Here is an 8,773-nt window from a genome sequence, read left to right on the forward strand (position 1 = left end):
AAGAAAAGTCGTAAAATATTACGCAACTATGACAGAGAGCTCTACAAAGTCAGGCATCTTGTCGAGAATGCTTTTCTCCATCTAAAACGCTGGCGGGGAATTGCCACACGGTATGCCAAAAGATGCTCCTCTTTTCTTGCTGCCGTTCAAATCAGGTGCATATCTTTGTGGGCAAACATAATTTGACGACACTATCTAACGGGAACGCCCTCCCCGCCATCCTCCCTGATAAAGTTTTTTGCGGGATGGATGGGGGGCGCGGGGGGAAGGAAGGGGGCTTTTTTGCAAAAAAGCCCCCTTCCTTCCCCCCGCATGATCCGCCGGCACGGCCCGGCGGCGCCTGTCTTTCCGCTTGAAGCGCTCTGCGGCCTGCGCTAGAATCGTCGCGCCCGTGGCATGCGGGCCTATTTATATCTGGAGGATGTTGTCATGGCTGAAGCACCGGAGAAAAACCTTGCACTGGACATCGTACGCATCACCGAGGCTGCCGCGCTGGCTTCCGCCCGCTGGCTGGGCCGGGGCGCCAAGGAGGACGGCGACGGCGCGGCGGTCGATGCCATGCGCAACAGCTTCTCTACCCTGCATGTGGACGGCATCGTGGTCATCGGTGAAGGGGAGAAGGACAATGCCCCCATGCTGTACAATGGCGAGCATGTAGGCATGGGCGACGGCCCGCAACTGGACGTGGCGGTCGATCCGGTGGAGGGCACGAGCCTGCTGGCTTTCGGGCGTCCCAACGCCATCTCCACAGTGGCGGTGGCCCCGCGCGGCAGCATGTTCAATCCTGGCCCCAGCTTCTACATGCGAAAGCTCGTTGTCCCCGGCGAGGCCAGCAACGAGGTGGACCTGGACGCTCCCGTGGCGGACAATCTGGCCAGGGTGGCCAGGGCGCTGGACAAGAAGGTCCAGGATCTTGTGGTCTTCGTGCTGGACAAGCCCCGGCACAAGCAGCTCATTGCCGACATCCGCGCCGTGGGGGCCCGTATCCAGCTGCATACGGACGGCGACGTGGCCGGGGCGCTCATGGCCGTCGACCCGCGCAACGAGGTGGACATTATGATGGGCACGGGCGGTACGCCGGAAGGCGTGCTCGCGGCCTGCGCCATCAAGGGCATGGACGGGCAGATGCTGGCCCGCCTCGATCCCCAGTCCTATGTGGAGAAAGAGGCCATCACCAACGCCGGTATCGACCTGCGGGAAGTGCTGACGGTCAATGATCTTGTGAAAAGCGACGACTGCTTCTTTGCCGCCACCGGCATCTCCGGCGGGGACTTTTTGCGGGGCGTGCGTTACAGCGCCCGCCATGCCGTGACCCATTCGCTGGTGCTGCGCGGCAAGACCGGTACGCTGCGCTATGTGGAGTCCTATCACAACCTCGACCGCCTCACCAAGATCAGCGCGGTCCCCTATTGACGCTGACTTTCGCTGTGCGGGGCTTCGATAAAAGGCGCATGCCGCGCCGAAGCCCCGCACGCGCCGCATACGGCACATGACGCTCCCCCTGCGGCGGTCGCCCTCCTCCACCCCATTCGCCCGCCAACGGGCAAGGAGTCCCATGAAAAAACTCGTCCCTCTCGGCATATTGCTGGTCGCGGTGCTGTGCTGCGCGTCCGTTTCCTTTTCGCAAACGGCAAAAGCGGCCGCCGTGCAGTCCGTTTATGACAAGCAGCCGGACGTCACGGAAAAGGAACTGCTCCAGTTCCTCGATCTTCTGCCGCAGTTCCGGCAATGGACGCGCGCGGAAAAGGAGGAAGCTCACCCCATTCTCCGCAAGGGAAAGGCTGATTTCCTCTATTCCGACAAGGCCGCCCAGTGGGTCAGGGAAAAGGGCTGGGATGCCCGCCGCTTTTTCTGCGTCATGGGTCGTATGGCCGCGGCGCTCGTCATGGCGGAAGAAGGCGGCAACAGCATGGCCCGGCCCAAGGATATGCCGGAAGTGAGCAAGGCCGAGCTGGAGCTGGCCCGGAAGCATCTGGGCAGCATCCTCAAGGCCAGCCTGGATAATGCGCAAATGCAGTGATCATGCCGCATGTTGTGAGGAGATGACGACCATGAAACGGATGCTGGCCCGTATGGCCGTGGCTGCGGCCGTCCTCCTCGGCGGCGGCACGCAGGCCCAGGCGGAAGAAACGACGCCCGAGACGCAGCGGCCATGCCGTCGCATCACCATCGTGGACAGGTCGGGCAGACGCTGGCCGTGCTGCGCCACCATGATGCCGGCGTCAACACCCTCGAAGCCAGTTACAAGAAGGCCTTCACCGCCGCCTCGCAAAAACGCCGGACGCTCGACATTGCCCAAGGCGTGCGTGAAGGACGCATCCCCGAAGACATCCGCTTCCTTGATGCCCGCCTGAGCCTCATGGAAGGCGGCATCCCCATCATCCTCGCCGGCCAGGTCGCCGGCGGCATCGGCGTGGGCGGCGCGCATTCCGCCGAGGATACCCGCATTGCCGAAGCCGGACTGAAAGCCCTGCCCTGAGCGTGCCTTCCGCCCACTCACACCCGCCGTCGGAACATCCAGACAGCCACGCTCACGCAGACCAGCGCGATGCAGGCGATCTTTCCCAGGCTCACGGCAGCGGCCGCAAGGGAGATGTCCTTGAGGAACACCCCCTGCACAAGGACGGTGAAGTGCGCTACAGGGTTGAACTGGCTGGCATGCTGGAGGAAGGGCGGCATATTGATCACCGGCGTCACGGCCCCGGAAAGGAGGATGCAGGGTACGCCCACGCTGAAGGCCCCCAGAAAGGCCTGCTGCTGGGTGGCGGAAAGGGAGGATACCATGAGCCCCACGCCCCCGGAGGCCAGCGCAAAAACGAAGATGGCCGCATAGAGCAGGCAGACCGACCCCGTGAACGGCACACCGAAGCCGAAGACCGTGATCAGCAGGAAGATGGTCCCGTGTGCCAGCCCCACCAGGCAGCCGGGCATGAGTTTGGCCAGCGCGATCTCCGTCGGCGTGGCGGGGGAGACGAGCAATTGATCGAAAGTGCCCACCTCGCGCTCGCGGGCGACAGAGAGACCGGTCACCACCAGCCCGAGCATGAAGCTCAGCATGCCGATGAGATTGGGCAGGAAAAACCACTGGAATTCCAGATTGGGATTGAACCAGCAGCGCCCGGCCACCTGGAGCTGGGGCGTCACGCTGGTTGCTGCCGCCTGACCGCGCGGCGTCTGCGCGCCCACATCCTGCAACAGGGTCTGCAGGTAGTAGGCGGCTATCTGCGCCGCATTGGAACGGCGGCCGTCCAGGATGACCTGGACGACAGCGGCCTCTCCCGCCGCCGCGCGCCGGGAAAAGTCCTGCGGGAAGACCAGCGCCAGCAGGGCCCGTTCCTCTTCCACCGTCTGGCGCAGCGCGGCTTCGCTGTCCACAAAGAGGATGTGGCGAAAGGTGGGCGAGCCCCGCAGCCGGTGCAGCACTTCCGTGGAAAGCCGGCCCGCGTCATGCCGCAGCACGGCCACATCCACATTGCGTACCTCCAGCGTGGCCGCCCAGCCGAAGACGACGATCTGCATGAGGGGCGGCACGATCAGCATGACCCGCGAGACGCGGTTGCTCATCAGCACGAAGAGCTCTTTACGGACGATGGCGGCAAAGCGCCGCCAGTTGATCGTACCGGTCATATGTCCAGCCTCTTACGCAGATTGCGGTAGGTCAGGCCCAGCAGCACTGCCGCCAGCAGCCCCATGAAGAAGAGCGCCTTCCCGTAGATCGCCCAGATGTCCCCGGCCAGGAAGAGCGTCCGCAGGCAGGTATTGAAATAGCTGGCCGGCAGCAGATGCGTCAGCCATTGCAGGACGGGCGGCATGCTGTTGATGTCGAACACGAATCCCGACAGCAGCAGGGCCGGCAGGAAGCCGGAAAAAAGCCCGGCCTCGGCCGCCACCAGCTGCGTACGGAAGGCTGTGGAAATAAGCAGCCCCTGCCCCAGCGCACAGCACATGAACACCGACGACAAAAGCAGCAGCGCGCCCGTCGAGCCCCGAAACGGCACGTCGAACAGCCAGACGGCGGCCAGCGCGCACAGGGCCATGCTGAACATCCCCATGACGAAATAGGGGATCAGCTTGCCCAGCAGCAGTTGCAGACGGCTGATCGGCGTGGCGAACATGGCCTCCATCGTGCCGCGCTCCCATTCGCGGGCAAAGACCAGCGACGTCAGCAGAGTGCCGATGAGAGTCATAATGACGGTGATGGCCCCGGGCACGAGGAATCGCTCGCTGCGGGCCGTGGGATTGAACCAGAAGCGCTGTTCCACGCCCACGGCGGGGCGGACGGCCTCGCTGCCGGGCGTCTGGAGACTCTGCCAGCGGCTGATGACCCCTTGCCCGTAACTCTGGATGAAGGTGGCGATATTGGGTTCCGTGCCGTCCACGATGAGCATGAGCTGTGCCGGCGCGCCACGCTCCCGGCAGGCATCGAAATCCTGCCGCAGGACGAGCACGCCCTGGACGCGGGAATCGCGCATGAGCCTTTCGGCCTCGGGCATGCTGCCCACGGACTGCACGGCGAACCACGGCGAATGGGCAAAGGCGGCCGCCAGCTGTTGCGAGGACGTGCCGCCGCTCTCATTGAGGATGGCCAGCCGCAGGATGCCGGGATCCAGCGTGATGCCGTAGCCGAACAGGAAAAGGAAGAGCAGCGGCAGCACGCCGGCCACCAGATAGGAGGAGGGATCGCGGACGATCTGCTGCGCTTCCTTGCGGACGAGCGCTCCAAGCTGACGCCACCAGAAGCGGTTCATGCCCGCCCCTCCTCGCGGCGCTGCCGCAGGATGCAGGCGATGAAGGCGTCCTCCAGCGTGGGATCGTCCTGCCCGCTTTCACGGGCGCAGGCGGCCTTGAGGTCGTCCGGCGTGCCCATGCTGATGATGCGCCCGCCGTTGATGCAGGCCAGACGGTCACAGTATTCGGCCTCCTCCATGAAATGCGTGGTCACCAGCACAGCCGTCCCGGCGGCGGTGAGGGCAAGGATATGCTTCCAGAAGTCGCGGCGCGTGCGGGCATCGACGCCGGAGGTCGGCTCATCCAGAAAGAGCACCGGCGGCTCATGCAGCGTGGCGCACAGCAGGGCAAGGCGCTGTTTCTGCCCCAGCGGCAGGCTGTCCGTGCGGCTGTGCCAGAAAGGCGCAAGGCCCAGGGCCTCGGCCAGACGCGGCAGGCGTTCCCGCTGTTCCCGGCGGTCAAGCCCGTACAGATCGGCGAAGACGCCCACGTTGCGGGCCACGGAGATGTCCGGGTAGAGGGAAAACTTTTGTGCCATGTAGCCCAGCCGGGCGCGCGCCAGACTGCCCGCGCGCAGCAGATCCACCCCATCCACCCGGCATTGCCCCGCCGTAGGCCGGGAAAGGCCGCAAAGCATGCGGAAGGTGGTGGACTTGCCCGCTCCGTTGGGCCCCAGCAGGCCGAAGATCTCCCCTGCCCGTACGCGGAAACTCACCGTATCCGCCGCCACGAACGCGCCGAAGCGTTTGGTCAGCCCCTCGGCCACGATGCGCTCCGCCGTCGCGTCCCCGGCGCCGGTCGCCACGGCGGCGCCTCCCTCCCCCGCCGTGCGCCGCCCGTAGGGCGAGGGCGTTTTCAGCATACCGCCCAGTGCGCTCATATAGGCATCCTCCAGTCGGGGCGGGACGGCCTCCCCGCCCTCTTCACACACCCTGCGGCCCAGCTCCTCCGGCGCGTCGGCCGCCAGCACCAGCCGTATACGGCTGCCCTGCGCCACCACATCCTCCACGCCGGGCATGCCCATCCAACGGGCAAGGCCGGCTCTGCGCGCCTCGCGCGGCGGCCGCAGGGCAAAGACCCGTCCCCGCACGCGCTCCAGCATCTTGCCCGGTGCGCCGGCATACAGGAGACGGCCCTCATTGAGCATGAGGACCTCCGGGCAGCGGGCGGCCTCGTCCAGATAGGCCGTGGACCAGATGATGGTCATGCCCTCGCGACAGAGCGACATGACCATTTCCCAGAGTTCGCGGCGGGAGAGGGGGTCCACCCCCACGCCGGGTTCGTCCAGCAGCAGGACGCGCGGCGAGCCGAGCAGGGCGCAGGCAATACCCAGTTTCTGCTTCATGCCGCCGGAAAGACGCCCGGCAAGCCGTGCGGTAAAGGGAGCCAGCCCGGTAAAGCCCAGCAGGCGCGCGAACAGGCTTTCCCGCTCTTCGCCCTCCACGCCGCGTAGTCGGGCATGCAGTTCCAGATTGGCCCGCACGGAGAGATCCTCGTACAGGCCGAAGCGTTGCGGCATGTAGCCGATGCTGTTGGGCGACGTTTGCGCGAGCCGCATGGCGTCCGTGCCCAGCAGCCGCACCGCCCCGCTGGTGGGCAGCATGAGACCGGCCATCAGACGCAGCAGGGTGGTCTTGCCCGCGGCATCCGGCCCCATGAGCCCCGTCACCTGTCCGGCACGGATACGGGCCGTGATGTCGTGGAGCGCCTCGTGCGTGCCGAAGCGCATCCCCAGGCCGTCCAGCTCCACGGCGCAGGCGGGATCCGCCCTGCCGCCCCGTGCGCTCATGGCCGCTGGTCCTCCGTGGCCCGGGGCAGCCGCACCCGCACGGGCATCCCCTGCCGCAGGATGTCGTCCGGGTCTTCCGCCTGCACGCGTACCCGATAGACCAGTGATGTACGCACTTCGGCCGTCTCCACGTTCTTGGGAGTAAATTCAGCCGACGGGGAGATGAATCCCACCCGACCGGGCAGGCTGCGCCCCGGCAGGGCGTCACACAACACTTCCACCGCCATGCCGGGCTTGATGTCTCCCAGATGCGGTTCATCCACATAGACCCGCAACCAGACCGGATCCGTAAGGCTCAGCGTATAGACCGACTGCCCCGCCTGCACGATGGCTCCGGCCTCACGCACCCGCGTCAGCACGACGCCTGCCTGCGGCGCGCGCAGGGCCGCATCTTCCAGAGCGATACGCGCCAGGTCATACTGGGCCTCTGCCGCGGCCACCGCGGCCCGCTGGGCGGAGATGTCCTCATCCCGATAGCCGGTGCTGACCAGCGCAAGCTGTTCTTCCGCCGCCTTCTGCTTGGCCGCCGCATTACGGTAGCTGCCGCGGGCATTGTCCAGCTCCTTCTGGGAGATGGCGTTGCCCGCCCGCATGGCCTCCACCCGTTGCAGATTCTGGCGGGCATTGTCGGCAAGGGCGCGGGCGGCGGCCAGCTCCGCCCGGGCGGCGGCGATCTCCTCACTGCGGTAGCCGGTCTCGAGCCGTTGCAGGTTGGCTTTTTCCCGGGCAAGCTGGGCCTGCGCCTGCCGGGCCTGCGCCGTCAGCGTATCCTCATCCAGCCGGCCAAGCAGATCGCCCGCCTGTACGCTGTCGCCTTCTTCGGCCAGCAGGCTCGCAATACGCCCGCCGACCCGAAAGCCCACGTCCACCTGCCGGATCTCCACATTACCGTAAAAGACGGGCGCGCTGTCCCCACGCAGCACCATTAGCCACGCGAGCAGCGCCAGTGCGCCCACGGCCAGCAGCGCGGCCGCCACCATGATCCTTTTCCTGCGCATGGTTCCCTCCCGACCGTGCGGCGACTTGCCTCCCGCACGGATTGGACGCACAATGGCGCATCATCCACCCCAGCCGAGGAGGCTCTATGATCGCTTTTTCCGTCGATACCTCAGCATGCCTGTCCTGTGGGGCCTGCGTCAAGGACTGTGTGGGCCATGCGCTGACCATGCATGACGGTCATCCCGCCATGCTGCATGAAGAAAACTGCATCGGCTGCCGGCATTGCCTGGCCGTCTGCCCTGTGGGCGCGGTTTCCGTCCTTGGACATACGGCGGCGGACTGCCTGCCGCTGGACGGCGCTTTCCCCGGTCCCGACAGTCTGACAGCCCTTGTGCGCGGCCGGCGTAGCTGCCGCCAGTACCGTCAGGAGGATGTGGACAGGGTCACGCTGGACCAGATCTTTGCCGCCGCCCAGTATGCCCCCACCGGCGACAATGCCCGCAAGCTCTGGATCTGCACGCTGGACACACTGACCTCCCAGCAGGCCTTCCGGGAGGAGGTCTATGCCCGGCTGGCCGAACTTGACGCCGCCGGGGCCATCCCCGACGACCGCCGGGCGCAGGTCTTTCGCGCCGCCCCGCGCCTCTGGCGGGAAAAACAGGTGGATGTGCTCTTTCGCATGGCGCCGCATTGCCTCATCGTCGCCAATGCCAAGGATGCCCCCTGTGCCACTCAGGACCCGATCATCTATCTTTCCTATTTCGAGCTTCTCGCGCACTCCTGGGGGCTGGGAACGACCTGGTGTGGTCTGCTCTACTGGTGCATCACGCTCTTCCTGCCCGATGCCATGCAGCGCCTGGGCATGCCCGACGGCTATGAGCTGAGCTATTGCATGCTCTACGGCAAGCCCGCCGTCCACTACCCCCGCAGCGTTGCCCTGCCCGCCGCTGAAGTGCACCGCGTGCAGTGGGCTACCCGGCAAGAGGTTGTAAGATTTTGAGGGAGGGGGAATCACCCAGCTCTGCTGTCGCTGCCCGTAAGACTCCTGCGTCGCCTAACGGTCACGGCCCTTTCGGACCGCCATTCGGTCGCCCACCGGGAGGCGACCACGCCGGGATGCCTGGCAGCAGCCGCGAGCCAGCGAAAGAAAGAAAAAGAAAAGGGCCCCATATTCCAGCGAAAAACGACGACCACGCTCAGAGGGTAAGGCGAAGCCACAGGCCAAGGGCAGATAAAAAGTGTTCATCACGGAAAGAGCACGGAAAAAGAAAGCGGAAAGGGAAGAACAAAGTTCCTCAGTTCAGGGAAAACCGAGCG

The 8,773-nt window shown here is 65.6% G+C and carries 8 protein-coding genes and 1 pseudogene; 5 read left to right on the forward strand and 4 right to left on the reverse strand.

Translation table 11 applies throughout. The annotated features are described in order from the left end of the window. From Q0J54_RS11475 to Q0J54_RS11490, 4 genes and pseudogenes are all read left to right on the forward strand, one after another. Positions 1-186 (forward strand): annotated as a pseudogene (locus Q0J54_RS11475) (IS5/IS1182 family transposase); the annotation flags it as partial. 243 nt (positions 187-429) lie between these two features. Next, positions 430-1,413: a class II fructose-bisphosphatase gene (gene glpX / locus Q0J54_RS11480; protein WP_296305854.1), complete on the forward strand. Its 984-nt coding sequence runs from the start codon at positions 430-432 to the stop codon at positions 1,411-1,413. A 142-nt stretch (positions 1,414-1,555) separates the two neighbouring features. Next, entirely contained in the window at positions 1,556-2,020 is a 465-nt protein-coding gene (locus tag Q0J54_RS11485; protein WP_296305856.1) for a serine/threonine protein phosphatase, read from the forward strand. Positions 2,021-2,152: 132 nt separating this feature from the next. Then, a complete protein-coding gene (locus tag Q0J54_RS11490) occupies positions 2,153-2,479 on the forward strand; it encodes a heme-binding protein (RefSeq protein ID WP_296305859.1) in 327 nt (108 codons plus the stop codon). A gap of 17 nt (positions 2,480-2,496) precedes the next feature. Here the strand turns inward: Q0J54_RS11490 and Q0J54_RS11495 are convergent, their stop codons facing one another. Genes Q0J54_RS11495 through Q0J54_RS11510 form a run of 4 tightly spaced genes read right to left on the reverse strand, consistent with a single transcriptional unit; the run spans position 2,497 to position 7,515 of the window. Then, the gene (locus Q0J54_RS11495) at positions 2,497-3,627 is read right to left on the reverse strand and encodes an ABC transporter permease (protein WP_296305861.1); all 1,131 of its coding nucleotides are present in this window, start codon (positions 3,625-3,627) and stop codon (positions 2,497-2,499) included. Continuing rightward, on the reverse strand, positions 3,624-4,748 hold the full coding sequence (locus Q0J54_RS11500; protein ID WP_296305863.1) for an ABC transporter permease: 1,125 nt from the start codon (positions 4,746-4,748) through the stop codon (positions 3,624-3,626). The genes Q0J54_RS11495 and Q0J54_RS11500 overlap by 4 nt, the downstream gene beginning before the upstream one ends. Then, positions 4,745-6,517: an ATP-binding cassette domain-containing protein gene (locus Q0J54_RS11505; protein ID WP_296305865.1), complete on the reverse strand. Its 1,773-nt coding sequence runs from the start codon at positions 6,515-6,517 to the stop codon at positions 4,745-4,747. Before Q0J54_RS11505 ends, Q0J54_RS11500 begins: the two co-directional genes overlap by 4 nt. Continuing rightward, the gene (locus Q0J54_RS11510; protein ID WP_296305867.1) at positions 6,514-7,515 is read right to left on the reverse strand and encodes an efflux RND transporter periplasmic adaptor subunit; all 1,002 of its coding nucleotides are present in this window, start codon (positions 7,513-7,515) and stop codon (positions 6,514-6,516) included. Before Q0J54_RS11510 ends, Q0J54_RS11505 begins: the two co-directional genes overlap by 4 nt. An 86-nt stretch (positions 7,516-7,601) precedes the next feature. On the opposite strand from Q0J54_RS11510, the gene Q0J54_RS11515 reads away from it, so the two are divergent. Then, positions 7,602-8,456 carry a nitroreductase family protein gene (locus Q0J54_RS11515; protein WP_296305868.1) on the forward strand — a complete coding sequence of 285 codons (855 nt, stop codon included), beginning with the start codon at positions 7,602-7,604 and terminating at the stop codon, positions 8,454-8,456. Positions 8,457-8,773 lie beyond the last annotated feature (317 nt).

The organism is uncultured Desulfovibrio sp. (assembly GCF_944324935.1).
Lineage (GTDB): Bacteria > Desulfobacterota > Desulfovibrionia > Desulfovibrionales > Desulfovibrionaceae > Desulfovibrio.